Consider the following 25,350-nt stretch of genomic DNA (forward strand, 5'->3'; position numbering starts at 1 on the left):
GTGGGGAGGCGGGGGCGTCAGTTCGGTCGAGAAGCCGCCTACGATGGGTCGCAGACGTTTGAGGGAGCGCTGACCCGTGTCGATTTTCGAGAAGATCCTCCGCGCCGGCGAGGGACGCCAGGTGCGGCGGTTGAAGGCTGTCGCCGTAGCCGTCAACTCGCTGGAGGAGGAGTACGCCGACCTGTCCGACGAAGAGCTGGCCGACATGACGAACCAGTTCAGGGAGCGGCTCACCGACGGTCAGACGCTGGACGACATCCTGCCCGAGGCGTTCGCGGTCGCCCGCGAGGCCGCCTCCCGGGTGCTCGGGCAGCGCCACTACGACGTGCAGGTCATGGGCGGCGCCGCCCTGCACTACGGCAACATCGCCGAGATGAAGACCGGTGAGGGCAAGACGCTCACCTGTGTGCTCCCCGCCTATCTCAATGCGCTCTCGGGCAAGGGCGTGCACGTCATCACCACCAACGACTACCTCGCCCAGCGCGACGCCGAGTGGATGGGGCGCGTACACCGGTTCCTCGGCCTCACGGTCGGCACCGTGCTGCCGAACCAGCCGTCGTCGGCGCACCGGGCGGCGTATGAGTGCGACATCACGTACGGCACCAACAACGAGTTCGGCTTCGACTACCTGCGCGACAACATGGCGTGGTCGCGCGACGAGCTCGTGCAGCGGGGCCACAACTTCGCGATCGTCGACGAGGTCGACTCGATCCTCATCGACGAGGCCCGCACCCCGCTGATCATCGCCGGCCCCGCCGAGCAGTCCGCGCGGTGGTATCAGGAGTTCGCCCGGGTCGTCAGCCGCCTCAAGCGCGGCAAGGACGGCGACGGCGACTACGAGGTCGACGAGTCCAAGCGCACGATCTCCGTCACCGAGCGCGGCGTCGGCAAGGTCGAGGACCAGCTGGGCATCGACAACCTGTACGAGTCGGTCAACACCCCGCTCGTCGGCTACCTGAACAACGCCATCAAGGCCAAGGAGCTGTACAAGCGCGACAAGGACTACGTCGTCAACGACGGCGAGGTCCTCATCGTCGACGAGTTCACCGGCCGCATCCTGCACGGCCGGCGCTACAACGAGGGCATGCACCAGGCCATCGAGGCCAAAGAGGGCGTCGAGATCAAGCAGGAGAACCAGACCCTCGCCTCGATCACCCTGCAGAACTTCTTCCGCCTGTACTCGAAGCTCTCGGGCATGACGGGCACCGCCCAGACCGAGGCCGCCGAGTTCAACAAGGTCTACGGCGTCGGCGTCATCACCATCCCGACGCACCGCTCGATGGTCCGCGTCGACCACCCCGACGTCATCTACAAGACCGAGAAGGCCAAGTACAACGCCGTCGTCGACGACATCGTCGAGCGGCACGCCCTCGGCCAGCCGATCCTCGTCGGCACCGTCTCGGTCGAGAAGTCGGAGCTGCTGTCGCAGCTGCTGCGCAAGCGCGGCGTCGCCCACGCGGTCCTCAACGCGAAGTTCCACGCCAAAGAGGCCGAGATCATCGCGCAGGCCGGCCGCAAGGGCGCCGTCACCGTCGCCACCAACATGGCCGGCCGTGGCACCGACATCCTCCTCGGCGGCAACGCCGAGTACCTCGCCGCCGCCGAGCTGCGCCAGCGCGGCCTGTCGGAGGAGGAGGACCCGGAGGAGTACGCGGCCGCGTTCGAGGACGCCCTGACCCGCTGGGAGAAGCTGGTCGAGGACGAGTCCGACGAGGTCACCGACGTCGGCGGCCTCTACGTCCTGGGCACCGAGCGGCACGAGTCGCGCCGCATCGACAACCAGCTGCGCGGCCGCTCCGGCCGCCAGGGTGACCCGGGCGAGTCCCGGTTCTACCTGTCGCTGCAGGACGAGCTGATGCGCCGCTTCCGGGCCAGCGCGGTCGAGGCGGTCATGGACCGCTTCAACATCCCCGAGGACGTGCCCATCGAGTCCAAGATGGTCACCCGCCAGATCAAGAGCGCCCAGACCCAGATCGAGGGGCAGAACGCCGAGATCCGCAAGAACGTCCTCAAGTACGACGAGGTCCTCAACAAGCAGCGCAAGGTCATCTACGCCGAGCGCAAGCGGGTCCTGGACGGCGAGGATCTCAGCGAGCAGGTCCGCAACATGATCGACGGTGTGGTCGGCGACTACGTCGACGCCGCCACCTCGCTCGGCGAGACGGCCGAGGACTGGGACCTCGAGCAGCTGTGGACCAACCTCAAGCAGCTGTACCCGGTCGGCGTCACCATCGAGGACCTGGAGGAGGAGGCCGGCGGCTCCCTCGACCCCGAGTTCCTCAAGAACCAGCTCATCGACGACGCCCACGCCGCGTACGACCGCCGCGAGGAGGAGCTCGGCGCCGAGGCCGTCCGCGAGCTGGAGCGCCAGGTCCTGCTCAACGTCATCGACCGCAAGTGGCGCGAGCACCTCTACGAGATGGACTACCTGCAGGAAGGCATCACGCTGCGGGCCTACGCGCAACGCGACCCGGTGGTCGAGTACCAGCGCGAGGGCTTCGACATGTTCCAGCAGATGCAGGAAGGCATCAAGGAAGAGGCGGTCGGCTTCCTGTTCAACCTGGAGGTCCAGGTCGAGGAGGCCCCCGCGCCGCAGCTCGACGTCGTCTCCGCCGCCGAGACCGGCGCCAACATCCCGCTGCCCGAGCCGCAGGTCGAGATCCGCGCCAAGGGCCTCGGCGGCAACCGGATGCCGCGCGCCCTGCAGTACTCGGCCCCCACGATCGACGGCGAGGCGGGTGTCGTCATCGAGCAGCAGGAGGAGGCCCCCGCCCTCGGCATCGGCGGCACCGGGACCGGCACCCGCGCCAACCCGCCATCCCCCGGCTCCGGCGTGCGCCGCTCGGGCCCGGCCGCCCCGTCGGCCGCCCGCAAGCCCTCCCCGGGCCAGGCGGTCGCCAGCAACGGCCCGTCCCGCAACGCCCCTTGCCCGTGCGGCTCCGGCAAGAAGTACAAGCGCTGCCACGGCGCCCCCGGCGGCGCCTGACCCCGCCCCACGGCCCCACCCGGCCGCCCGCCCTCTTCCTCTGAAGGGCGGGCGGCCGTTTTCCTGCCGCCCTGCCGCTTCCGTTTGTTGCAGCCGGCATTCGCAGCCAGTGCTCCGACCACGAACGTGCACGGTGTTGGCCGTTGCCCGGGTGGGGCCTGGTCGCCGCCGGCTCTCTTGCTCGCGTGTGATCTTGCCTGGTTGATCGAAGTCGTGTGGTGGTCATCCAGACGACCAAGCCGCGGCTTCGATCATCACGGTGGCCCGGGCGGCGGCACGGCGGGTGCCGCCGCCCGGTCTGCCGGTCCGTCACCACCACGGCACATGCACCGTGAACGGGCGCAGGTTGCGGCTGGCCGGCGACGTGCCGCGGCGCCACCGTATCCCGGGTAGCCGGTCGGCGCTGACCCACGTGTGACCTTGCCTGGTTGATCGAAGTCGCGTGGTGGTCATCCAGACCTCGCCCGGCGCCTGCCCGGGCGGGGTGGTGGCTCGCGTGGGCGGTTGTCCGGGCCGACGGGCGGCTCGCGCGAGTGGATGGTTAGGTGAGTGGTTGATCGGGCGGGTGGAAACCCGGTACGCCCGCCGCCCCTCCAGCGGGCGCACCGGGGGTCTTGCGCACCCTTGTCCGGGTGGGCCGCTGAGCAGCGGGGACCCGCCGGTGCCGCGAGGTTGGCCGGTGGGTCCCCGCTGTCAGGTGGCCAGCCTGGGACGAAGGGCTGGTCTGCGGCGAGCCGCCGTCCTGCCCCGTGCCGGGACGGCGGCTCGCACGAGCGGGGTGAGGTCCGGTGCGCCCTGCCGCCCTCCATCGGTGGGCGCACCGGACCTCGTGCGGGGAGTGAAGGTCGAAGACCGGTGCGCCGCGTCAGTGAGGCGCACCGGGGCTGGGGTGGAGAGCGGAGATGGGCCGGTGCGCCTGCCGCCCTCCCTCGGCGGGCGCACCGGAGCTTCAGACCACCTGGACGAGGGTGCAGAGCCAGCTGGTCAGGCCGGGGGAGGGGCGGGTCTGGCGTTCGAGGCGGACGGCCATCGCCCACACGGTGGTGCCCTGCTCGAGGACGGCGACGAGCTCGGCGACGCCGGGCAGGGGCTCGCTGACCAGCATGCGGCGCACGCGGACCAGGTTGCCCTGACGGGCGGCGTGTGACGGGGACATGCGGACCCGGACGGTGCGGCGGGTCAGCTGGTCGGTGACGGCGGTGCAGTGCTTCGGATGGGTGACCTGGCGCAGGTGGGCGGCAGGACGGTAGCCGTTGAGGATCTCGACGCACATGCCGACGAACCGCTGGGCGGCCGGGTGCGGCGGTGGCAGGGGCTGCTCGCCGGCCGGCTGCGCGGCGCGCCGGGGGCGTGCGGAGGCGGGTCGTGCCGGCCCGGGGAACGCGAGCCAGTCGCCGGGCAGGAAGTCCATGCCGCCCACCGGCTGGACGGGCCGCCGAGCCTGCGTCACCTCGCACGGCGGGTCCAGCGCCGGCGTCGGCCGCACCACCACCGCAGGACCGCCCAGCGCCACCTCTGCGGAGCCGCTCAGCGTGACCTCCGCGGAACAGCCCAGCGCCACCGACGCCGGTGAGGACGCCGTGGCGCCGGTCAGCGCCGAGCCGGCTGGCGGCCGGATGACGGTCCGCGCCGCGGCGGACCGCCCGGTGCGGGCACGACGGCGCGGGCGAGCCTGAGTCGTGGTGGGCGCCATGACTGTCCCCCGATCCTTACGTTTGCCTTCGTTTGCCTCCTCCTTTCTACGACTCAATCACACGGCGGTCAAGGCAAACGTAAGCAAACGCAAGATCAATTCAGCCGTAAAAGTACGATAAAACCGGAAATACTGGAGCCCGTCGCTTTACGCGAACGGCTCGTCGTCGGCGCGGTCGACCAGCGGGTTCGAACGCACCCATTCGGCGGTCTCGGCGTACTTGCGCTCGATGTACTCCTCGAGCTTGGACCGCTCGATCCGCCACTGCCCCCGCCCGCCCACCTTGATCGCGGGCAGCTCGCCGCTGCGGACCATGTGGTACACCTGCGACGTCGACACGTTCAACTGCTCGGCGACGTCGGCCATGAGCAGGAATCGCGGCTCCATGGGCTCAGTTTGCCACCGTTCACCCGCGACGACTTTCGACCACCCCGGAAAGCCGACCGTGACACGCGGGCGTTCGGGCGCCAAAAACGGTGCGAAGGGTGTAGGACAGGTGTCGTGACGAGTGACCTCACGCGTGTGTACCTGCCGGCGACCCTGGCCCAGCTGGCCGTGCTGCGGGAGGCCGGCGAGCTGCCCCCGCCGGTCGAGGCGCACGCGGTGACGCCCGCGCTGCGGGAGTGGTACGCCGAGGGCGACGAGGAGGAGCTCGAGTACGTCGCGTTCACCCGGGCGGCCCAGAGTGCCCTGCGGCTGCTGCGGCACGACCCGAAGGCGTCCCGCCGGCGGGTCGTGCTGTGCGTGGACCTGCCGGAGAAGACGCTCAAGATGGCGGGGCTGGACCTCGGGTCGAGCCAGGTCGAGGTGTCGGGGAAGGTGCCGCTGCGGGCGGTCGCCGCGATCCACGTCGACGGCCACGACGCCGAGGCCGCGGTGTCAGCCGCCGCGGACGTGGTGGAGGAGGCCGCGGCGGGCGACCCGGACGCGCAGTTCACCGTCGACAGCGCCGAGGATCACGAGCTGGAGTGGTACGACCCGTCGGAGCTGGACCAGCTCATTCCTTAGCGGGCCGTCGCATCGTGCGCCCGACGAGGATCATGGCGACGAAGGCACCGGCGAACAGCACGATCATGCCGTGGTTGATCTGCTCCGGCAGGCGGCTGTAGATGATCTGCGCGTCGAACTCGCTGTAGTCCTCGACGATCTCGGTCAGCGGGAGGCGGCCGAGCCAGCCGAGCAGCGTCGCGACCAGGGTCAGCACGCCCGCCGCGGCGCCGGCCGCCGGGTACAGGGGCCACGGCAGTGCCAGGCCCGTGCGCCGCAGGTAGGCGAAGGCGACGACACCGGCCAGCACGCCGCTGAGCACCGACGTGGTCAGCTGCAGGCGGGACGCGGCCTCGGCCATCGTGCCGACGGTCTCCTGGTTGCCGAAGAGGTCGACGAGGTCGTTCTGGAAGTACGCGGCGACGAGCCCGAGCGCGGTGGCGGCGACGCCGCCGGCGACCCCGGCCGTGACGACGACCACATGCCGCAGCGCGGCGGTCGCACCGCCGAGCGCGCCGGTGACGGCGATGACCGCGGCGACGTACGGCACCGCGGGCCCGTGGTGGTACGCGATCAGCGTCCCGGCCATCGCGACCAGCCCGACGGCCAGGCCGCCGGCCGCACCGGCGAGCACCGCGCGCCAGGGCAGCAGCCCGACGGCGAGGACCCCGGCGGCGGCGCCGGCCAGGATCGTCGCGAGCAGGACGCTGGGCAGCACCAGGGCCGCGAGGGTGGTGGTGAGGAAGTCGCTCGCCGCGTTGGCGATGACGCTGTACGTCGACCAGAGCGTCAACGCCAGCAGCACGAGCGCGACGGCGACGACGGTGACCGGCCGGCGCTGCCCATGTTCGGTTGCTGACACCTCGGACGAAACGGTACTCACGAGCAAGGAGCGTACGCGGACGCGACCCGAATGACCGTTCAGGGGAGCGTGGGAAGATGAGAAGGAACCTCGTCAACGTTGCCGAGCACAGATCTGGGAGTTGCGTGATGGATGGCCTGTTCGCCGTGCCCGACCCGACCAACGAGCCGGTCCGCGGCTATGCGCCCGGGTCGGCGGAGCGGGAGAGCCTGCAGCGGCGCCTGGCTGAGCTGGCCGGTGACCGCCACGAGCTGACGATGACGATCGACGGCCGGCAGCGCATGGCCGCCGGCGATCCGATCGACGTCGTGCAGCCGCACCGCCACCGGCACGTGCTCGGCGTGACGCACAACGCGACGACCGCCGACGCGGCCGCCGCCGTCGACGCGGCGAAGCGCGCCGCGCCGGCCTGGCGGGACCTGCCGTTCAGCGAGCGGGCCGCGGTGTTCCTGCGCGCCGCCGACCTGCTCGCCGGGCCGTGGCGCGACACGCTCAACGCCGCGACCATGCTGGGGCAGAGCAAGACCGCGATCCAGGCCGAGATCGACGCGGCCTGCGAGCTGATCGACTTCCTGCGGTTCAACGTGCACTTCGCCCAGCAGATCCTGGCGGAGCAGCCGAAGTCGTCGCCCGGTGTGTGGAACCGGTTCGACCACCGCCCGCTGGAGGGGTTCGTCTACGCGATCACCCCGTTCAACTTCACCGCCATCGCGGGCAACCTGCCCTCGGCACCGGCGCTGATGGGCAACACCGTGGTGTGGAAGCCGTCGCCGACGCAGCAGCTCGCGGCGCACTACACGATGCGACTGTTCGAGGCCGCCGGCCTGCCCGCCGGCGTGATCAACCTGGTCACCGGCGATGGCCTGGCCACCTCCGAGGTCGCGCTGGCCGACCGCGACCTGGCCGGCATCCACTTCACCGGCTCGACCGCGGTGTTCCGCACGCTGAACCGGACCGTCGCCGAGCGGGAGTACCGCTCGTACCCGCGCATCGTCGGCGAGACCGGGGGCAAGGACTTCGTGATCGCCCACCCGTCCGCGGACCCGGCGGCGCTGACCACGGCGCTGATCCGCGGTGCGTTCGAGTACCAGGGGCAGAAGTGCTCCGCCGCCTCCCGCGCGTACGTGCCGGCGAGCATCTGGTCGGCGATCAAGGACCAGCTGGTCACGACCGCCGAGGGGCTCACCTACGGCGACGTCACCGACTTCGGCAACTTCGGCGGCGCCGTCATCGACCGGCGGGCGTTCGAGCGGCACGCGCAGGCCCTCGACCGGATCAAGAACTCGGCGTCGTGCACGGTCGTCGCCGGCGGCACCACCGACGACAGCGAGGGCTTCTTCGTGCGCCCGACCGTCGTGGAGGCCACCGACCCGGCGCACGAGGTGTTCACCATCGAGTACTTCGGCCCGATCCTCGGCGTGCACGTCTACCCCGACGCCGACTACGACGCCGTGGTGACGCAGGCGGAGTCGGTCGCGCCGTACGCGCTCACCGGGTCGATCTTCGCCACCGACCGGCAGGCGATCGAGCGGGCCTCGCACGCGCTGCGCTTCGCCGCCGGCAACTTCTACGTCAACGACAAGCCCACCGGGGCGGTCGTCGGGCAGCAGCCGTTCGGCGGCGGGCGCGCCTCCGGCACCAACGACAAGGCCGGCTCCTGGCACAACCTGCTGCGGTGGACGTCGCCGCGCACGATCAAGGAGACGTTCGTGCCGCCGACCGACCACCGTTACCCGCACATGGGCTAGACCCGCGCCGGTGCGACCGCGACGATCTTGTCCAGGGTGAAGGCCCGGTCGTCGCGGCGCATCCGGCACCACGCGTCGATGTTGCCGCCGGACAGATGCGCGTTGTCGATGACGCGTTCCGACGTGCGGCCGCTGGCGTCGACGTACCGGATCCACACCGGCGAGCCGTCCTCGACCGCGGCGGCCAGCAGCTGGGCCTGCTCCGGATTCAGCTGCGGGGCCCGCTGCCGGATCACGTCCAGCGGATCCGGCCGGCGCTGCTGCGGCACGAGCAGCCGCACGGCCAGCTCGCCGGGGTCCACGGTGGGCCGCGCCGGGGGGCGGCGCGCGTGGTCGACCCTGGCCCGGTGCAGCCGGACCGGCCCGGGACCGGCGTCGCGGGCCGGCCGGTACCCCGCGGACCGCAGCGCGGCCAGGGTGTCCACGGGCGACAGGGCGGACCCGGCGACCGTCGGCGCGATCCGGTGCAGCTTCAGCGGCGCCAGCCCTTCCGCGGCGACGATCTCGTCGAGCAGGGCCGTGTCGTCGCTGATGATCACGCTGCCGACTCCGCGCACGTGCAACGTGTCGGCCAGCGCCGCGGGCAGCAGCCGCTGCGCCACGTCGGACAGGCTCCGGCCGTCGGCGAGCGCCCGGCCGAGCGGGCTGAGGGCCCCCGACGCGCACACGCCGAGCAGCGTGGCCTCGGCGACGACCCCGATGACGGCCGCCCCGAGATCGTCCAGCTCCCGCGTCTGCAACGGCGCGGTCCACCGTACGAGCGGCGCCAACGACGACACGTCCGCCACCGCCGTGTCGGGGGGCAGGTGGTCGTGCATCGCCCGGACGACGACCTGCCGCAGCGGCGGCCCCGACCACCACTCCTTCAGCAGCCTGGCGAGGCGGTCTGCGGGCGCCCGCTCGGCCCAGTCGTCATAGGCGACGGTCGGCACCAGCCGCACCCCGTCGGCCCCCAGCAGCCGCGCCGCGACCGCCAGGTCCGCCAGCAGCGCCACCGTCGGCTCGTCCAGGCCCGACGCGAGCGCCAGCCGGCGCTGCTCGCGCACCGCGACCCCGCCGGAGCGCTGCCGGCCCAGCGGGCGGGCCGCCGCCGCGTCCAGCAGCACCGGCAGCCGCTCCAGCAACAGCGTCGCCGCGCGGACCGCCGCGTCGCGCACCGCCGACCGGTCCGCGGGCAGCAGCGACGGCGCGGGCGGGGCCGGCTGGAACGGCTCGGCCGGCGCCTGCGGCAGCAGCGCCGCGCTGTACAGGGCGCCGTCGTCCTCCGACGGCCAGACCAGCGCCCGCTGCAGCAGCACCTGCAGGGTGGCGTCCAGCGCCGGGTCGTCGACGGCCACGCCGAGGCGGTCGGCCAGCTCCGGCAGCGGCACCGGGCCGGGCCCGGACAGCCCCTCGAGCACCTGCACCGCCGGCAGCGGCAGCGTCGCGACGACCTCGTCGACCCCGGTCCGTGCAAGGAGCCGGGCGGCCAGCTGCACCAGGTCCTCGGGAGGCGTCGCGCCCAGCGCGTCGGGACGCCGGCGCAGCACGGCGCCCAACTCGTCCGGTGCCAAACGACCCAGCCAGCCGACCAGTGCACCTCTCGTCACGAGTCGTGACCTTATAGGTTTGGGAGGTGACCAACCCATCGCCCGGCAACGTCGCCGGCAACTGGCAGGACGCCCACTTCGGGGAGCAGGGCGGGCGCCTCACCTACGGTGACTACCTGCAACTGTCCGGTCTGCTCGACGCGCAGGTCCCGGAATCCGACCCGGCCGCGCACGACGAACTCCTCTTCATCACCATCCACCAGGTGTACGAGCTGTGGTTCAAGCTCATCCTCCACGAGCTCACCGATGCCCGGGACCGCCTGCTGGCGGGGGAGACCTATCTGCCCCGGATCCGCCTCGAACGCTGCCTGGCCATCCAACGGGTGCTGGTCGGCCAAGTGGACGTCATCGACACGATGACCCCGCAGGACTTCCTGCGCTTCCGTAACAAGCTGTCCCCGGCGTCGGGGTTCCAGTCGGCGCAGTTCCGGGAGATCGAATTTCTCTCCGGGCTGAAGGATCCGACGTACCTGCAGCGCTTCCGCGGCCTGTCCGGCGCCGAGCAGGCCCGGCTGAACCGCCGGCTCGAGGAGCCCAGCGTGTGGGAGGCGTTCCTGGCCACCCTGGAGAAGGCCGGCTTCGCCGTCGCCACCCGGGAGGAGCGCATCGCGTCGCTGCTCACGATCTCCCGCGACCGCGAGCACCACGGCTCGTTCTGGGACCTCGCCGAGACCCTCGTCGCCCACGACCAGGCGTGGTCGCTGTGGCGCGCCAGGCACGTCCTCATGGCCGAACGCCAGATCGGCACGAAGGCCGGCACCGGCGGCAGCGCCGGCGGCGCCTACCTGCGCTCCCGCGTCGAGCTGCGCTTCTACCCCGAGCTGTGGGAGCTGCGCTCACACATGTAGCGACGCTACTCCCTGCTTTGTGCCAACCGGCCCACCCGGTCCGTCGCTGGGCGTCGATGCGGGCCTACCGTGCCAGGTGATGGGGAGGGGCCCGATGAAGACGACGACCGGCGCGAAGACAGTGCTCGGCAACCGGTACCGGCTGGAGACCGAGGTCGCCCGCGGTGCCATCGGCGCGGTCTGGCGCGCGTACGACGCGCAGACCGGCCAATGGGTCGCGGTCAAGATCATGCGCGCCGAGGCGGCCGAGGTGCCCGAGCTGGTCGACGGCTTCCTCGGCGAGGCCGAGCTGCTCGCCGGCCTGGACCACCCGTCGGTGATCAGGGTCCACAACCTGATCACCGGTAAGGGCCTGCTCGCCATCGCGATGGAGCTCATCAACGGCTCCGACCTGCGCCGCCGGCTGCGCTCCGACGGGCCGCTGCCGCCCGCCGTGGCCGCCGAGGTCGTCGCGCAGGTCGCCGACGCGCTGGCGTACGTGCACGCCGCCGGCATCGTCCACGGCGACGTCAAGCCCGGCAACCTGCTCGTCCCGCTGGACGGCGGCCCCGTGCGCCTCGCCGACTTCGGCGTCGCCCGCCGCCTGGACCAGCCGGCCGGCCCCACGCACGCCACCCCGGAGTATGTGGCCCCCGAGGTCGTCGCCGGCGGCCTGCCCAGCCCCGCGTCCGACGTGTACGCGCTCGGCGTGGTGCTCTTCGAGCTGATCTGCGGCCGCAGCCCGTACCGTGGCGGATCCCCCAACGACGTGCTGCGCCGGCACGCCGACTGTGTGCCCGTGCCCCCACCCGGGATGCCGGCCGCGCTCTGGCCGATCATCGAGGCCTGCATGGAGCTCGACCCCCGCATGCGCCCGGCGGCCGCCTCGATCGTGGGCCGGCTGCGGGTCGCGGAGGGCGCCCTCGACGGCTTCGAGCCGCTGCCCCGCCTGCCCGCCGAGGCCGTCACCTTCTGGGCCCGCTCCGCCGAGCTGACCGCCCCCGTCGCCGCCCCGGTCCGCCGCGTCGACTGGGTGCCGCTGCCGACCGCCCCGACCTCGCCGGCCGCGGCATCGGCGGCCCTGATGATGGCGGTACCGATCAAGGATCTGCCGACGGAGCCCAACGGCCTGCCGCTCGCCGAGCTGCCCACGCAGGCGCAGGGGCCGGGCGCGTTCGCCGCCTCGGTCCGCCAGGACGTCGCCGACCTGCCCACCGCCCCGAACGGCCTTGCGCCCGCCACCGCCGAACCGCCGACGGAGGTCATCGCCCCCGTGCCGGCCGAGGAGCCGACGGAGGTCGTCGCCGTGGCGCCGGTTGAGGTTGTCGCGGCGGTGCCGGGTGAGGAGCCGACGGAGGTCGTCGCCGTGGCGCCGGTTGAGGTTGTCGCGGCGGTGCCGGGTGAGGAGCCGACGGAGGTCATCGCCCCCGTGGCGCCGGTTGAGGTTGTCGCGGCGGTGCCGGGTGAGGAGCCGACGGAGATCGTCGCCGCGGTGCCGGTTGAGGTTGTCGCCGCGGTGCCGGACGAGGAGCCGACGGTGGCCGCCGCGCCGGTGGCCGCCGAGGAGCCTGCCGCGGTCGCGCTGGTCAAGCCGGCGGACGCCGCGCCCGCCGGCCCCGACTCCGATGAGGCCGTCCCGGCAACCGGCGCCGCCGGGGAGCCCGCCGAGGACCAGCCTGCCGCCGAGGTCACCGCTGCTCAGCCCGCTGCCGAGGCCACCCGGGACGCCGAGGCCGCCGAGGACGAGCCTGCCGCCGCGGAGGTCGCGGCCGCTGCTGGCGAGGTCGACGCTCAGGAGACCGGCGCGGTCGCCGAGGAGGCCGCCGGACCCGTGCTGGTGACGGACGTGCCGCTGTGGGGCAGCGACACGCTGGAGCGGCCCGAGGCCGCGCCGGTCGCCGAGGTGAACGGGGTGCCCACCGCGGACGCGTTCACCGCCGTCCTCACGCCCGGCGTCCCGCTCCAGCGGACCGCCGCTGAGGAGCGCTCCACTGACGTCGTCGTCCACGCGGCCTGGCCCGTGCTGCCCGACCCGGCGACCGCCCCGGTCGAGCTCGGCAAGGCGCCCGCCGACCCTCCGTACAACACCTCCGAAACACCGGCCGCCGAGCCCGAGGCTGCCGAGCCCGAGGCGCCGGCCGCCGCGCCGGAGGTGCTGCCCTGGCTGCGGGCCGCCGACGAGCCGGGTGGACACCCTGGTGACGGCCCGGCCGGCGGTGCTCCGGCCGGTGGTGAGCGCCGGTCCGACCGGCGGGTCCTCGTCGGCGTCGGTGCGGCGGTCCTGCTGCTGGTCCTGCTAGGTGTCGGCGCGGTCCTGCTGAGCGGCGTCCTCGACGGGGGCGGCCGGCCCGCCCAGGTGAATCGGACCACACCCGCCGGTCCCTCGCCGTCCGCGGAACCGTCCGTGGAACCGTCCACCGGCGCCACCGCCGATCCGTCCGCCGACGCTTCCGCGCCGCCTTCCGCGGACGGTTCCACGGCGCCGGGCGACGGTGGGAAACCGCCCACGAAGCGTCCCTCGACGGTGCCGTCGCCGGGCCGGTCGCTGCCCGGGATCGGGGACCCGCTGCCGCCCTTCCCGACGATGCCGTCCTTTCCGTCGCCGCCGAAATTTCCGTCCTAACTCGACAGTCGCGACGCGACAGTCGACAGTGGATTTGTCGAAATCCTGGACTGAGCCGCGGAAAGATGACAGCGTAGATCCATGGCGGAATCTGGAGTCAACGCGACGGCGGCGGCCCTGCTCGGTCTGCTGCACGAGGGACCGATGACCGGTGGCCAGCTCATGGCCGCGGCGCAGCGACGTCTGGGGGCCTACTGGTCGATGACCCGCAGCCAGGTCTACCGTGAGCTCCCCGCGCTCGCCGAGGCCGGTTATGTCAGGCTCGGCAAGCCGGGCGCGCGTTCCAGCCAGCCGTATGCCATCACGCCCGCGGGCAAGCGCGCATTCACCCGGTGGCTGTCGGAGCCGGCCGGGCGGGAGTCGCTGCGCAATCCCGTCGCATTGCGTGTCGCGTTCGGCGGGCAGCAGAGCGGTGCGCAACTGCAGCAGGTGTACGCGCAGGCCGTCGAATACCACAATGCGGCGCTGACCGAGGCGCGGGAAATGGCCAAAGAGGCGAAGAAGGCCGGCGACGAGTTCTACGCCGCGTCGCTGGAGTTTGCGGTCGGCTATCACAAGGCTGCGCTCGCCTGGCTCAAGAACGCGCCGACGAAATAGTACGGCGGGACGGTTCACGGCATATCCGCCGGGTGCCCGGTGGCCCGGCGCGCATCCACCGCCGGATGCGCGCGCCGGTTCGGCGTAGTCTTTGAGGGTGACCGCTCTCGACCACGCCGAATCGCTCAAGCACCTCGACGGCATCCTGCGCAACATCGAGGCCGTGATCGACCTCGACCGGCTCCGCAAGGAGAAGGCCGAGCTCGAGGAGGCGGCCGCCGTGCCCAACCTGTGGGACGACCAGGTGGCCGCGCAGAAGGTCACCTCCCGCCTGTCCTACGTGCAGGGAGAGATCACCAAGCTGGAGCGGCTGCGGGCGAAGCTCGACGACGCCGTCGTCCTGCTGGAGCTGTCCCAGGCCGAGGACGACCCGGGCTCGCTCAACGAGGTCACCGACGAGATCACCGCGCTGACCAAGTCGATCGAAGAGCTCGAGGTCCGCACCCTGCTCTCCGGCGAGTATGACGCCCGCGAGGCGCTCATCACGATCCGCGCCGGCGCCGGTGGGGTCGACGCCGCGGACTTCGCCGACATGCTCCTGCGGATGTATCTGCGCTGGGCCGAGCGGCACGGCTACGCCACCGACGTCTACGACACCTCCTACGCGGAGGAGGCCGGCATCAAGTCGGCCACGTTCGCGGTGAAGGCGCCGTATGCGTACGGGACCCTGTCGGTCGAGTCGGGCACGCACCGGCTCGTGCGGATCAGCCCGTTCGACAACCAGGGGCGCCGGCAGACGTCGTTCGCCGCGCTGGAGGTCGTGCCGGTCGTCGAGCAGACCGACGACGTGGAGATCCCCGACGACGAGCTGCGCGTCGACGTGTACCGCTCCAGTGGCCCCGGCGGCCAGGGCGTCAACACGACCGACTCCGCGGTGCGCCTGACCCACCTGCCGACCGGCATCGTCGTGTCCTGCCAGAACGAGCGCTCCCAGATCCAGAACAAGGCGACCGCCATGGGCGTGCTCAAGGCGAAGCTGCTGGCCCTGAAGCGGGCCGAGGAGACGGCGAAGATGAACGAGCTGCGCGGCGACGTGCAGGGCTCCTGGGGCGACCAGATGCGCTCCTACGTGCTGCACCCGTACCAGATGGTGAAGGACCTGCGCACCGAGCACGAGACGGGCAACCCGTCGGCGGTCTTCGACGGTGACCTGGACGGCTTCATCGACGCCGGCATCCGGTGGCGCAAGCAGCGCGAGCTCAATCCCGCATAGTCCCGCGGTGTCGCCGGCGCGTGATCATCGCATTGGAGTGCGGCGATCACCATCGGTAATGGGGAGATCGAAGCCGTAAGTGAGGCGTACGTCACACTTGCGGCTGGAATCACGCGCTGCCCTGCGGTTGGGGTCAGCTCTTCGGGTTCGCATTTGGGGCAAACGCCGCGCGGCGCACTTCGTGTACTTGGCGTGGATGTCACACCGCGTAGACTCACGTCCCGTGATTCGGCTTGACCACGTGACGAAGACGTATCCGAAGGCGTCCCGCCCCTCACTCGACGATGTTTCCGTCAACATCGAGAAGGGCGAGTTCGTCTTCTTCATCGGACCTTCCGGCTCAGGCAAGTCCACGATCATCAAGCTGCTGCTGCATGAGGTCACGCCCAACAAGGGCAAGGTCGTCGTCAACGAGCGCGACGTGACCTCGATGCGCTCGTGGCGCATCCCGGCGTTCCGCCGGCAGATCGGCTGCGTGTTTCAGGACTTCCGTCTCCTGCCCAACCGCACCGCATACGAGAACGTCGCCTTCGCCCTCGAGGTCATCGGCAAGTCGAAGGGCGTCGCCCGCCGCGTCGTTCCCGAGGTGCTGGAGCTCGTCGGCCTGGGCGGCAAGGAGCACCGCTACCCCCACGAGCTGTCCGGTGGTGAGCAGCAGCGTGTCGCCGTGGCGCGCGCGTTCGTCAACCGGCCGCTGATCCTCCTCGCCGACGAGCCAACGGGAAACCTCGACCCGGACACGTCGATCGAGATCATGCGCCTGCTCGACCGGATCAACCGGACCGGGACCACGGTGGTCATGGTCACCCACGACTCCAACATCGTGAACCAGATGCGCCGCCGGGTCGTCGAGATCGAGAGCGGCCGGATCGTGCGGGACCAGTCGCGCGGTGTCTACGGCTGACGATCCCATGAGGATCTCAGTCGTATGCCCCCTCTGACGTTGCCGGGTCCGCTGGGAAGGAACCCCACCCGATGCGCATGAAGTACATCCTGTCCGAGGTCCTGACCGGGCTTTGGCGAAACGTCACGATGACCATCGCGATGATCATCACGATGACCGTGTCGCTGACCATGCTGGGCGCGAGCCTGCTGCTGTTCTTCCAGGTCAACAAGATGGAGGACTTCTTCTACCAGCGGGTAGAGGTGTCCATCTTCCTGAAGGCCGACGTCACCGACGAGCAGCGCGCCAACATCAAGAGCGCGCTCGAGGGCCACACGCTGGTCAAGGAGGTGACGTACGAGAGCCGCGACCAGGCGTGGGACCGGTTCCAGACGCAGTTCCGCGACGCGCCCGACCTGGTGAAGGCGACGAAGAAGGAGTCGCTGCCCGAGTCGTTCCGGGTCAAGCTGAAGGACCCGAAGAAGGTCAAGGAGCTCCAGGACGAGTTCCTCACCCAGCCCGGGGTCAGCGACATCGTCGACCAGCAGGAGCTGCTAAAAAAGGTCTTCGAGCTGCTCGGCGCCCTGCAGACCCTCGCGCTGACCGTCGCCATCATCCAGGGCGCCGCGGCGCTGCTCCTGGTCGCCAACACGATCCAGGTGGCCGCCTACAGCAAGCGCCGTGAGGTCGCGGTCATGAAGCTCGTCGGCGCGTCCAACTGGTTCATCCAGCTGCCCTTCGTCCTGGAGGCGGTCTTCGCGGGCCTGATCGGCGCCTTGCTGGCCTTCGGCGGCCTGGTGGCGGCGAAGTTCTTCTTCATCGACGGCTCGCTCAAGGCGCTGGCCAACGTGCTGCTGCCGATCGACTGGAGCAGCATCTGGCTGATGCTGCCGGTCCTCGCCGGCGCCGGCGGTCTGGTCAGCGCGATCACCGCCTGGATCACGCTGCGGTTCTACGTGCGCGTCTGACTCGCGGCATCGCGAGAGGGGTGGGCCGGTTTCCGGTCCGCCCCTCTTCGTATATGCCGGAGTGCGCCACGATAGGTGCATTTCGCAAGAATTCCGGACTTATGGGTCTTTCGCTGCGTACGGTAACCCTCAAGTGGTACTGGAGGGTTATGTGAACCGGATCAGGATCGTCTGCGCCATCGGTGCCGCGGCCGTCGTGCTGCTCGCCAGCGGGACGGCGGGGCACGCCGACGCCCGCGACGACAAGGCCCGCATCGACCGCCAGATCCAGGAGACGCAGGCGACGCTGGAGGCCGCCACCGAACGGGCCCAGCGGGCCGCCGCGGACCATGCCGCCGCGACCGCCGCGCTCCCCGGCGCGCAGGACGCCCTCGAGGACGCCAAGGGCCGGGTCATCGCCGCCGAGGCCGCGGCCCGCCAGGCCCAGCGTGACCGGGAGGCCGCCGACGCCGCGCTCGGTGCCGCCGACGCCGAGTACGACCATGCCAAGGCCGAGGTCGAACAGGGCCGCGAGGGGGTGTCCGCGTTCGTCGCGGCCGCGTACAAGGGCAGCGGCTTCGCCATGGTCAACTCGATCCTCGAGTCCGGCTCCCCGAACGACCTGGCCCTGCGCATCTCCTACCTGGACCGGGTCGCCGCCGAGAGTCAGCGGGCCCTCGACGAGCTGACCGTCGCCAGGATGGCGGCCAAGCAGCGCTCCGACGTCGCCGAGCTGGCCCGCGACAAGGCCCGCCAGGCTGCCGAGCAGACCCGGCAGGCGCTGCAGGACAGCATGGCCGCGCAGGCCGGCGCCGAGCAGGCCGCCGCCGACGTCAAGACCCTCATCGATCGCAGCGCCCAGGCCGAGGCCGTCGCCAGCGCCGAGCGCACCGCCGTGCTCGCCCGGTACCAGCAGCTCAAGGTCGACAGCGACCGGGTCGCCGGCGAGCTGCGGGCCGCCGCGGCGGCGGAGGCGGCGGCCGCGGCCAGGGCGGCCAAGGCGGCCGGCAAGACGGGCACCGGCGGCGCGCCGCTCACCACCGCGATCCCGCCGAAGACCGGGGCCTTCTTCCTGATGCCCGTGCACGGCTGGAAATCCAGCAACTACGGCATGCGCTTCGACCCGGTGTACAAGGTGTACCAGCTGCACGCCGGCATCGACGTCGCGGCGGGCGGCGGGCAGCCGATCCTGGCCGCCGCCGACGGCAAGGTGGTCCGGGCCGGCTGGGCCGGCGGCAACGGCAACTACACCTGCCTGTCCCACGGCCTCTACCAGGGCAAGGGGCTGGCCACCTGCTACGCGCACCAGTCGCAGATCCTCGTGCGCGTCGGTCAGGTCGTGCGCCGCGGCGAGGTGATCGGCAAGGTCGGCACCACCGGCGCCTCGACCGGCTACCACCTGCACTTCGAGGTCCGCCTCAACGGCAGCCCGGTGCAGCCCTTGTCCTGGCTGCCCGGCTGCTTGTGCTAACCCGGTTGCCGCGCGCGATACGCTGATACTCCTGTCAAGATTTCTGGAGGGGTCGATGCCGCGCGAAAAGGGACGCAAGGTCGTCGCGTCCAACCGGAAGGCGCGCCACGACTACGAGATCCTCGAGACGCTCGAGGCCGGCGTCGCGCTCACCGGCACCGAGGTCAAGTCGCTGCGGGCCGGCCGGTGCTCACTGGTGGACGCCTTCGGGCAGATCTCCGACGGCGAGGTCTTCATCCACGCGATGCACATCCCCGAATACACGATGGGCACCTGGACGAACCACCCTCCCCGCCGGGTCCGGAAACTGCTGCTGAAGCGGCAGGAGATCGACCGTCTCGGCAACAAGGTCCGCGAGAGCGGCCTCACCCTGGTGCCGCTTTCGGTGTACTTCTCCGACGGATGGGCCAAGGTGGAGATCGGCCTCGCCCGCGGCAAGAAGTCCTACGACAAGCGCCAGTCGCTGGCGAAACGTGACGCCGAACGGGAGATCTCTCGCGTCATGGGCAGCCGGAACAAGGGCAGAACCGAGTAAATCGTCCCAGGTTGCTGAGTAGTGCTCGCCCAGCAGGCGAGCAATGCGTACAGGCTTTATAGTCCGTGCGTGACCGAGATTCGGGTCGATGTCGACCTCGAACACCCACCCCCTGCGGTGTGGCGCGCGCTCACCGAGGCGCACCTCGTCACCGACTGGCTTGCCACAACCCAGTTCATGGTCCGTGACGACGGCACGTTCACGTTCCAGGCGGCCGCGCTCGCCGGTCTCGAGGACCCGATCGAGGGCGAGGTCGTCACCACCGAGGCCGCGCGCCGGCTGGTGATGCGCTGGTCGGGGGAGAACCTGCACACCGTCGTCGCGCTCACCCTCGACGAGCGCGCCGGCGGCGGCACCCGGCTCACCCTCACCCAGAGCGGGTTCCTCGGCCCGCAGGGCACGATGCGGCGCAGGGTGCTGCGCACGACGTACCAGCAGCTGTTCGAGGGACCGTTCGCCGCGGCGCTCGCCCGTCAGACCACCGCCTCGCCGACGGTTTCGGATGCGCCGGCGGTCGTGCGGCGCAACGACGGCGGCCCGTTCAACCGACTTCCCCGCCAGCTCCACGCGCCGAGCCGGTCCGCGCCCGGGCTCAGCTCGCAGGTGCGCTCCACCGCCGGGCCGCGCTCGACGACGACCATGCCGGGCTTCGCCGCTGCCGTCCTCGGCGCCCGGGCGACCGGGGTCGCCGCGGTGCCCGCCACCGGCGCCGGCGAGACCATGTCCACGCACCGCCTGGGGGCGCTCCGGTCTGCGGTTGTCGCGCTGGTACGCCGTGCCTGGCGCCGAGCCTTCACCGGCCGCGACTGGTCCGCGGACCGGCGCAGCCAGGCGGTCGCCGCCGGGGCCGCGATCCTGCTGCTGGTGGCGATGAGCGCCCTGCTCGTCGGTAAGGCCACCGCGCCGCACCCGGCGAAGCCCCCACGCACCGGCGGCGGCGTCGCAGGCCCGGCCCAGGCCACCGTCCCCGCCGCGCCCACGGAAGGTTCTCCGCGGGCCGCGACCATCTCGTCCACCTCGGCGTCCGCGAGCGCACCCCCGGCCACGGCCACTCCCGCGCCCAGCGCCGTGACCCCCGGCGGGGCGCAGTTGACCGCGCAGGCTCGTGCCGAAAACCTGACCCTGACCTCCTACCGGGTGACCGTCACGATTGCCAACCCCGGCCCCGCCCCGAGCGCCGACTGGACCGTCACCGTCGTGCTGCCCCTGCTCGACCTCGCCGTCCGCAACGTCGACGGCGCCGTCATGACCCGCACCGGCCTCAAGGTGATCTTCACCCCGGTCGACACCACCCGCACCATCCGCCCCAGCGGCTCGGCGACCCTCCGCTTCGAGGTCGAGGGCCTCGGCGTACGCAACGCCCCCATCGACTGCACCATCGACGGCCGCCCCTGCACCCAGGTATCGGGATGAAAAGCTGGTGGGGACGCGCTACTCTAGATCCTGTCGCTAGGGAGCGGCAGCCAACACCACCCGCGCGGGGGTGACTGGTTTCGACTTTGTGCGCCGCGTTAGGGGAAGCGAGCCGAGGAAGCCGACGTTGTCTCGCGAATCAGTCGTCGGAAAAGTATAAGCGCCAATTACAAGCGCTCCGATCTCGCTCTCGCTGCCTAAGCAAGGGTAGAGATCTGTCGGTCCGGGTTCGCCTTCGACCCGATCACCGGCATCAGCTAGAAGGCTGGCCAACCGAGTCCTGTCGCGGGGCTCGTGCGGCGAGATCAATCGCGACTGGGCCCGTCATACCGACTCGCTCGCGTGATCGGTAGGGCCGAGTAGAGGCACAGCGAGCTGCGCTCGGAGAAGCCCTAGCAAAGCAACGAAGGACCCGGGTTCGATTCCCGGCACCTCCACCTCTGGAAGCCCCCTGCTGACGCAGGGGGCTTCCGCCGTTGGAGGTGTCGTATTCCCCGCGCACCGGCTTCGCCGGTGCTCCCCGGTGGGGGAGCTTCGCTCCACCCACACCCCCTCAAACCCACAGCCAGCTCGACTGTGCGCGAAAGACGACTCGGTTGCGGCGGTACTTTTTGGCCGCTCAGCGCCCAGCGGGTTTGCTGATAGCGGAATGTACTCGGGTCATGGCTGGACGTGTTGAAGATGTCTTGCCTACTGTGGCATCTGCCGGGACGTCCTGCGACGGGGAAACGATGCCGAACGAACGTCTGCGTTCAGCGCTGCTGGAACGCGGCCTCACGCCGACGAACCTCGCCGATGTGCTCGACGTCGATCCCAAGAGCGTCGAGCGGTGGATCAGCGGGCGGCTGCCGTACCGCCGTCACCGCTACGCGGTCGCGGCGCACCTCGGCGTTGACGAGGCCTATCTCTGGCCGGACGCGCTGACCCGTGACCAGGTCGCGAACGCGTCCGAGAGCGAGATCATCAACATCTACCCGGCGCGGTGGACGGTGCCGTCGGACATGTGGCGGATGTTCTTCGACAACGCCGAGCGTGAGATCGGTGTCCTCGCCTACAGCGGCCTGTTCATCCCCGAAGACGCCGGCATCCAGCGCATCTTCCGCCGCAAGGCGGCTGACGGCGCGTCCATCCGCATCTTGATCGGCGACCCGGACAGCGCCGAAGTCGTCCAGCGCGGCATCGACGAGGGCATCGACATGGACATGGCCGCCCGCTGCCGCAACGCCATCGTGCTCTACCGGCCACTCCGCAACATCGACGGCATCGAGTTCCGGCTGCACAACACGATCCTCTACAACTCGATCTACCGAGCCGACGACCAGGTCCTCGTCAACACCCACATCTACGGCACGCCCGCCTCCAACGCCCCGGTCCTGCACCTGCGGCACGTCAACGGCGGCGACATGGTCGGCACGTACGTGGAGAGCTTCGATCGGGTCTGGAACGCCGCCACACCACTGGAGTGAGGTCTCAGCTTTGGTTCGCCGTATCGACTTCTTCGACGATCCTGCCGCGCCGCCGGCGAATAGCGTCGTGCCGTCCGCGAACGTCGTCGTGGTCGACGAGTCGGGGTCGCTGCTGCTGATCCGCCGGACGGACAACGACAACTGGGCGTTGCCGGGCGGTGCGATGGACCCGGGGGAGTCGATGACCGACTGCGCCGTTCGGGAAACCCTTGAGGAGACCGGGATCCACGTCGAGGTGACTGGCTTGGTCGGCATCTACACGGATCCGCGACACGTCATTCTGTACACGAGCAACGGCGAGGCGCGGCAGGAGTTCTCCATCGTGTACACGGCCCGCCCGATCGGCGGCACGCCGACGCCGAGTTCGGAGTCGCGGGAAGTGCACTGGGTCGCGCCAGCCGACGTCGAGGGGCTCCAGATGCACCAGTCGATGCGGATGCGGATCTCGCACTACCTTGCGGGCAACGGGAAGCCGCACCTTGGGTAGCGACTGGGTCAACGCCGCAGCGAGCGTCTTCTCCGCCCTCGGCACGGTCGGCGCGTTCGTCGTTGGGTTCGTGTTGCTGCGTAGGGAGCAGAACCGCGAGGCTGAGCGCGCCGAGGACGAGCGACGCGGTCAGGCCGCACGGATCAGCGCCTGGGTCGAGGCGTACCGCAAACCGGACGGCATCCGTGAACTGGCGTTCCACATCCACAACGCCAGCGACATGCCCATTTACGAAGTCGAACTTCCCATGCCGGACGCTTCACAGGCGGGGGATGACCGGGACGTCGAGTTCATCGGCATGGTGCCTCCAGGGCAGACGATCCGCCGGCCCGCGCCCGCCGTGTGGCTGCGCTCCTACGTCAACCCAGAGCCGATCGAGATCGAGTTCTTGGACAGCGCCGGTCGCAGGTGGACCCGCAACGAACAGGGCTCCCTCGCGTCAGCGGTAGAGAGCCGCCCCGACGCGCTGTAGCGACGCCTCCAGCAGCGGACGCGCCTCGGTGAGCGACCGAGTGACGAGATGACCATCGCCGTAACGCTGGAACGCCTCGTTGAGCCGCTTCTCCAGGTCGACACGGGCACCGGTGGGGCTGGTGGTCATATCGCAGAACGTCAACGCGTCCAGGACCAGGTCCGCAGGGCTCGGGAACTCCTCGGCAAGGGCGTCGCCGAGGTCGCGGTTGCGTGCCTCGATCAGCGCGCAGGAATGGTTGGCGACGAGGCGGATGAGCCGCTCGTCGGCGTGCTCGACGTCGCGGAGGTACCGCGCACCGTCGATCGGGTGGAAGCCGACCTTGTTGAGATCAGGGGCGTAGCCGATGTCATGCAGCCAGGCAGCGCTGATCAGCAGCTCGGCGTCATCGCCGACGACCTGGGCGATGTTCTCCGCGGTGTGTCCCACACCCTGAACATGTGCCCACCGCGTTGGCAACGGCTCGGCCAGCAACCGGCTCGCAAGGTCCCTCGCCCATCGGACACGTTCCACATGTCCGAGACTAGTTGCGAACGATCACCGTGGCTTGACGAAGCGACCCTTGTCCTGCACCGACACCGTGACGTCCTGCAGCGCCGCAAGCGCCTGCCGCGCGGTGCCCCTCGCGACGCCGTATTGCTTGACCAGGGCCGATTCGCTTGGCAGGAGCGTGCCGGCCGCCAGTTCTCCGGCCTCGATCTGCGACCGCAGCTCGGCGGCGATGCGCTGGTACTGGGGCTGCGTTGGTGCGCCTCGCTCGCCGGGTGCGTTGACCAGCCGGCCTCGTCCGGGTTGGGTGGCGATCAGCCCTTCCTCGGCGAGTTGGTCAAGGGCCCGCCGCACGGTGTTGCGTGCGACGCCGTACTCGGTGACCAATACAGCCTCCGAGGGCAGCGCGGAACCCGGCTGGAACTCGCCAGAGGCGAGCCGGGCACGCAGTGCCTCCGTGATGCCCTTGTAGGCACCCCAAGCCGTTGACCGCATAACACCCTTCCCGCGTACCGATCGCTCGTCAGTCTCCCAGGACGTCGAGCGTGACGCCGCTACCGGCTGCACGCCTCAGCAGCGCCACAAGCTGACCCGCAACTTCCGGGGCGATGGGACCGATCTCGACATGCGCCGAGCCAGCCGCGTCCACGGTTGTGCGCAGTTCTGGGAACGCCCGCCCGACGTCGAAGCCGGGCTCCTCCAGCGCCACTGCCAGAGCATCCGCCGCTCGCTGCGCTGCCTCGTGTCCGGCCATGTCCGTCTCGCTCCGTCCGCCCGACATCGCACCTGGGCGGGCCGTATGGCCAAGGCGTGCCGTCAATGCCAGCCTTCCCGGCGGGCCCCGAGCCGGGAATCACGTTCCAGGGACGTCTAGGGACTTCTTGACTAGAATCGGCTGCACTCGATGGCTCGCAGGAGGTCACCATGCGACATCCGCTCACCCGCGCACTCGCCAGCGCCGGCCTCAACGCCCTCGACGTCGCCACCCGCCTCCAGGTCGACCCGAAGACCGTCGACCGCTGGTTCAACGGCCGAATCCCATACCCCCGCTACCGCAACGAACTGTCCCGCATGACCGGCTGGGCCGTGGCTGACCTCTGGCCGGACAGCGTGCCGCGGGAACCGCAGATCGCCACGGACGAGGTCCGCATGACCTACGCCCACCGCAGCCTCGTCCCGCTCGACACCTGGCGTTCAGTCTTCCGCCGCGCCAACGAGGCGATCGACATCGTCGCGTACAGCGCCTTGTTCCTACTGGAAGACCCGGTCATCCTGCGCACCCTTGCCACGAAGGCTAAGTCCGGCGTCCCGATTCGCATCGCATTGGGCGACGTGAACAGCCCGCACGTAGCAGCCCGAGGCACCGAGGAGCAGATCGGCGACCTGATGGCGGCCCGCATCCGCAACTCCCTCATCCTCATCAAGCCCCTCCAAGACCTCCCACACGTGGAAGTCCGCCTCCACGACACTGTTCTCTACGACTCGATTTACCGAGCCGACGACGAGGCGCTAGTCAACATCCATGTTCACGGCGTCCCAGCCGCCCATGCCCCAGTCATGCACTTGCAGCTCCACGAGCCAGACGGCCTGACCGCCAACTACATGGCCGCCATCGAACGCGTCTGGTCCGTAGCTACGTTCTACGCCGCCTAGCCTTCTCGGCGCGCCGAACAAGCCGTAGCCGCCGCTCACACAACAGGGTCGCGTGGTTCGACCAGACCCGCCGATACTCAAAAATGTGCTCGCCTCCGCGAAGCTTCTCTGGGTCCAGCGCCCTCTCCACTCGATCTGTGTACGACTCGAAGTACTCAGCGAACTCGGCAACCTCCTTCTTGGCTACTGCAGCGGCGTAGCCGATCGCCAGGTCATCCAAGACAAGCTCACGAAGCCTCGGACTTACAATGTGCAACGTCAGGTAGTACGAGGCCTGCATCGCAACCGTGTACTTAACTGCCCATGTGACGCACGAGCCGCATTCAGTGCCAGGAGCGCCGTCCTGATCTGCCTCATACATCACGACGGCGGACTGTTCCGTAGTGGTCATCTTGGGCTCCTGCTCGTA

Annotated in this window: 24 protein-coding genes and 1 other RNA gene; 17 read left to right on the forward strand and 8 right to left on the reverse strand. The window is 70.5% G+C overall.

From position 1 onward, the window contains the following. The first annotated feature begins 76 nt into the window (after window positions 1-76). Entirely contained in the window at window positions 77-2,986 is a 2,910-nt protein-coding gene (gene secA / locus AB0H83_RS31015) for a preprotein translocase subunit SecA (RefSeq protein ID WP_360101022.1), read from the forward strand. A gap of 949 nt (window positions 2,987-3,935) precedes the next feature. On the opposite strand, the gene AB0H83_RS31020 is transcribed toward secA, so the two are convergent. Both AB0H83_RS31020 and AB0H83_RS31025 read right to left on the reverse strand, forming a co-directional pair. After that, window positions 3,936-4,679: an Rv3235 family protein gene (locus tag AB0H83_RS31020; protein WP_360101025.1), complete on the reverse strand. Its 744-nt coding sequence runs from the start codon at window positions 4,677-4,679 to the stop codon at window positions 3,936-3,938. 147 nt (window positions 4,680-4,826) lie between these two features. Continuing rightward, window positions 4,827-5,066: a helix-turn-helix domain-containing protein gene (locus AB0H83_RS31025; RefSeq protein WP_360101028.1), complete on the reverse strand. Its 240-nt coding sequence runs from the start codon at window positions 5,064-5,066 to the stop codon at window positions 4,827-4,829. 114 nt (window positions 5,067-5,180) lie between these two features. On the opposite strand from AB0H83_RS31025, the gene AB0H83_RS31030 reads away from it, so the two are divergent. Further along, entirely contained in the window at window positions 5,181-5,687 is a 507-nt protein-coding gene (locus AB0H83_RS31030) for a hypothetical protein (protein ID WP_360101031.1), read from the forward strand. Here the strand turns inward: AB0H83_RS31030 and AB0H83_RS31035 are convergent. Further along, complete coding sequence (locus tag AB0H83_RS31035; RefSeq protein WP_360101034.1) at window positions 5,677-6,549, reverse strand: hypothetical protein; 873 nt, start codon at window positions 6,547-6,549, stop codon at window positions 5,677-5,679. The two genes, AB0H83_RS31030 and AB0H83_RS31035, sit on opposite strands and share 11 nt — an antisense overlap. A gap of 107 nt (window positions 6,550-6,656) precedes the next feature. Here AB0H83_RS31035 and pruA point away from each other — a divergent pair, with 107 nt between their 5' ends. Then, window positions 6,657-8,276: an L-glutamate gamma-semialdehyde dehydrogenase gene (gene pruA, locus AB0H83_RS31040; protein ID WP_360101037.1), complete on the forward strand. Its 1,620-nt coding sequence runs from the start codon at window positions 6,657-6,659 to the stop codon at window positions 8,274-8,276. Here the strand turns inward: pruA and AB0H83_RS31045 are convergent. After that, window positions 8,273-9,865, reverse strand: coding sequence for a hypothetical protein (locus AB0H83_RS31045; RefSeq protein WP_360101040.1), 1,593 nt, complete (start codon window positions 9,863-9,865; stop codon window positions 8,273-8,275). The two genes, pruA and AB0H83_RS31045, sit on opposite strands and share 4 nt — an antisense overlap. A 26-nt stretch (window positions 9,866-9,891) precedes the next feature. On the opposite strand from AB0H83_RS31045, the gene AB0H83_RS31050 reads away from it, so the two are divergent. The 13 genes from AB0H83_RS31050 (at window position 9,892) to AB0H83_RS31110 (ending at window position 22,799) form a co-directional block, all read left to right on the forward strand. Further along, entirely contained in the window at window positions 9,892-10,713 is an 822-nt protein-coding gene (locus tag AB0H83_RS31050; RefSeq protein ID WP_360101043.1) for a tryptophan 2,3-dioxygenase family protein, read from the forward strand. Between the two features lie 94 nt (window positions 10,714-10,807). Continuing rightward, complete coding sequence (locus tag AB0H83_RS31055) at window positions 10,808-13,315, forward strand: protein kinase (RefSeq protein WP_360101046.1); 2,508 nt, start codon at window positions 10,808-10,810, stop codon at window positions 13,313-13,315. An 81-nt stretch (window positions 13,316-13,396) separates the two neighbouring features. Next, entirely contained in the window at window positions 13,397-13,912 is a 516-nt protein-coding gene (locus AB0H83_RS31060; RefSeq protein ID WP_360101049.1) for a PadR family transcriptional regulator, read from the forward strand. Window positions 13,913-14,009: 97 nt separating this feature from the next. Continuing rightward, the gene (gene prfB / locus AB0H83_RS31065) at window positions 14,010-15,125 is read left to right on the forward strand and encodes a peptide chain release factor 2 (RefSeq protein WP_360101052.1); all 1,116 of its coding nucleotides are present in this window, start codon (window positions 14,010-14,012) and stop codon (window positions 15,123-15,125) included. 223 nt (window positions 15,126-15,348) lie between these two features. Then, entirely contained in the window at window positions 15,349-16,029 is a 681-nt protein-coding gene (ftsE, locus tag AB0H83_RS31070; RefSeq protein WP_344501596.1) for a cell division ATP-binding protein FtsE, read from the forward strand. A gap of 71 nt (window positions 16,030-16,100) precedes the next feature. After that, on the forward strand, window positions 16,101-16,976 hold the full coding sequence (ftsX, locus tag AB0H83_RS31075; RefSeq protein ID WP_360101056.1) for a permease-like cell division protein FtsX: 876 nt from the start codon (window positions 16,101-16,103) through the stop codon (window positions 16,974-16,976). Between the two features lie 151 nt (window positions 16,977-17,127). Next, window positions 17,128-18,426, forward strand: a complete 1,299-nt coding sequence (locus tag AB0H83_RS31080; RefSeq protein WP_360101060.1) for a M23 family metallopeptidase — start codon at window positions 17,128-17,130, stop codon at window positions 18,424-18,426. A 55-nt stretch (window positions 18,427-18,481) separates the two neighbouring features. Continuing rightward, entirely contained in the window at window positions 18,482-18,961 is a 480-nt protein-coding gene (smpB, locus tag AB0H83_RS31085; RefSeq protein ID WP_360101063.1) for an SsrA-binding protein SmpB, read from the forward strand. 69 nt (window positions 18,962-19,030) lie between these two features. Continuing rightward, a complete protein-coding gene (locus AB0H83_RS31090) occupies window positions 19,031-20,374 on the forward strand; it encodes an SRPBCC domain-containing protein (protein ID WP_360101066.1) in 1,344 nt (447 codons plus the stop codon). A gap of 66 nt (window positions 20,375-20,440) precedes the next feature. Further along, window positions 20,441-20,814: a transfer-messenger RNA gene (ssrA, locus tag AB0H83_RS31095) on the forward strand. A gap of 291 nt (window positions 20,815-21,105) precedes the next feature. Beyond that, window positions 21,106-21,840 (forward strand): helix-turn-helix transcriptional regulator, encoded by a 735-nt coding sequence (locus AB0H83_RS31100; RefSeq protein WP_360101069.1) that lies wholly within the window; start codon window positions 21,106-21,108, stop codon window positions 21,838-21,840. A gap of 10 nt (window positions 21,841-21,850) precedes the next feature. Continuing rightward, on the forward strand, window positions 21,851-22,327 hold the full coding sequence (locus AB0H83_RS31105; RefSeq protein WP_360101072.1) for an NUDIX domain-containing protein: 477 nt from the start codon (window positions 21,851-21,853) through the stop codon (window positions 22,325-22,327). After that, on the forward strand, window positions 22,320-22,799 hold the full coding sequence (locus AB0H83_RS31110; protein WP_360101075.1) for a hypothetical protein: 480 nt from the start codon (window positions 22,320-22,322) through the stop codon (window positions 22,797-22,799). Before AB0H83_RS31105 ends, AB0H83_RS31110 begins: the two co-directional genes overlap by 8 nt. On the opposite strand, the gene AB0H83_RS31115 is transcribed toward AB0H83_RS31110, so the two are convergent. From AB0H83_RS31115 to AB0H83_RS31125, 3 genes are read right to left on the reverse strand one after another with little or no spacing between them, the layout of a single operon-like run. Beyond that, on the reverse strand, window positions 22,767-23,312 hold the full coding sequence (locus AB0H83_RS31115; RefSeq protein WP_360101078.1) for an HD domain-containing protein: 546 nt from the start codon (window positions 23,310-23,312) through the stop codon (window positions 22,767-22,769). The genes AB0H83_RS31110 and AB0H83_RS31115 overlap by 33 nt on opposite strands. Window positions 23,313-23,336: 24 nt before the next feature. Beyond that, a complete protein-coding gene (locus AB0H83_RS31120; RefSeq protein ID WP_360101081.1) occupies window positions 23,337-23,783 on the reverse strand; it encodes a GntR family transcriptional regulator in 447 nt (148 codons plus the stop codon). A 28-nt stretch (window positions 23,784-23,811) separates the two neighbouring features. Then, window positions 23,812-23,997 carry a hypothetical protein gene (locus AB0H83_RS31125; RefSeq protein WP_360101084.1) on the reverse strand — a complete coding sequence of 62 codons (186 nt, stop codon included), beginning with the start codon at window positions 23,995-23,997 and terminating at the stop codon, window positions 23,812-23,814. Window positions 23,998-24,212: 215 nt separating this feature from the next. Between AB0H83_RS31125 and AB0H83_RS31130 the strand changes: the two genes are divergently transcribed. After that, window positions 24,213-24,941 (forward strand): XRE family transcriptional regulator, encoded by a 729-nt coding sequence (locus tag AB0H83_RS31130; protein WP_360101087.1) that lies wholly within the window; start codon window positions 24,213-24,215, stop codon window positions 24,939-24,941. On the opposite strand, the gene AB0H83_RS31135 is transcribed toward AB0H83_RS31130, so the two are convergent. Continuing rightward, entirely contained in the window at window positions 24,922-25,332 is a 411-nt protein-coding gene (locus AB0H83_RS31135; RefSeq protein ID WP_360101090.1) for a hypothetical protein, read from the reverse strand. The two genes, AB0H83_RS31130 and AB0H83_RS31135, sit on opposite strands and share 20 nt — an antisense overlap. Window positions 25,333-25,350: the final 18 nt, after the last annotated feature.

It is taken from the genome of Dactylosporangium sp. NPDC050688, from assembly GCF_040654515.1.
GTDB lineage: Bacteria > Actinomycetota > Actinomycetes > Mycobacteriales > Micromonosporaceae > Dactylosporangium.

Coding starts and splice junctions, on each gene's coding strand:
- AB0H83_RS31020 (WP_360101025.1), bottom strand. CDS start 4,679: ATGGCGCCCACCACGACTCAGGCTCGCCCGCGCCGTCGTGCCCGCACC.
- AB0H83_RS31025 (WP_360101028.1), bottom strand. CDS start 5,066: ATGGAGCCGCGATTCCTGCTCATGGCCGACGTCGCCGAGCAGTTGAAC.
- pruA (WP_360101037.1), top strand. CDS start 6,657: ATGGATGGCCTGTTCGCCGTGCCCGACCCGACCAACGAGCCGGTCCGC.
- AB0H83_RS31055 (WP_360101046.1), top strand. CDS start 10,808: ATGAAGACGACGACCGGCGCGAAGACAGTGCTCGGCAACCGGTACCGG.
- AB0H83_RS31060 (WP_360101049.1), top strand. CDS start 13,397: ATGGCGGAATCTGGAGTCAACGCGACGGCGGCGGCCCTGCTCGGTCTG.
- ftsX (WP_360101056.1), top strand. CDS start 16,101: ATGCGCATGAAGTACATCCTGTCCGAGGTCCTGACCGGGCTTTGGCGA.
- smpB (WP_360101063.1), top strand. CDS start 18,482: ATGCCGCGCGAAAAGGGACGCAAGGTCGTCGCGTCCAACCGGAAGGCG.
- AB0H83_RS31100 (WP_360101069.1), top strand. CDS start 21,106: ATGCCGAACGAACGTCTGCGTTCAGCGCTGCTGGAACGCGGCCTCACG.
- AB0H83_RS31120 (WP_360101081.1), bottom strand. CDS start 23,783: ATGCGGTCAACGGCTTGGGGTGCCTACAAGGGCATCACGGAGGCACTG.
- AB0H83_RS31130 (WP_360101087.1), top strand. CDS start 24,213: ATGCGACATCCGCTCACCCGCGCACTCGCCAGCGCCGGCCTCAACGCC.
- AB0H83_RS31135 (WP_360101090.1), bottom strand. CDS start 25,332: ATGACCACTACGGAACAGTCCGCCGTCGTGATGTATGAGGCAGATCAG.